Origin of the sequence: Shewanella electrica (assembly GCF_022321485.1) — a bacterium.
Taxonomy (GTDB): Bacteria; Pseudomonadota; Gammaproteobacteria; order Enterobacterales; family Shewanellaceae; genus Shewanella; species Shewanella electrica.
This window is the reverse complement of record NZ_JAKOGG010000795.1, coordinates 1-234: the sequence shown is the minus strand read 5'-3', so window position 1 is coordinate 234 and position 234 is coordinate 1. Positions and strand designations below refer to the sequence as shown.

Genomic DNA, 234 nt, shown 5'->3' with positions numbered 1-234 from the left:
CGTCGGAGCAGCTTTGTTCTTCGGTCACGGCTCAGATTTGGAAGCCTTTGGTGATTTGTTCAACGCCTTGAACAACAAGGAAATCGTTGGTGCCATTGCGAGTCCTGTCTTGAGTATGTTGTTCGCGGTTGCCTTGTTGGCATCAGGACAAAACTCAACGATTACTGGAACGTTGACTGGTCAAATCATCATGGAAGGTTACACGCACTGGCACTTGCCAATGTGGTTGCAACG

General features: G+C 48.7%; 1 protein-coding gene. It reads left to right on the top strand.

The annotated features are described in order from the left end of the window. On the top strand, positions 1 to 234 hold a 234-nt coding region (locus L9G74_RS22085; RefSeq protein ID WP_238899094.1), incomplete at both ends, for a divalent metal cation transporter.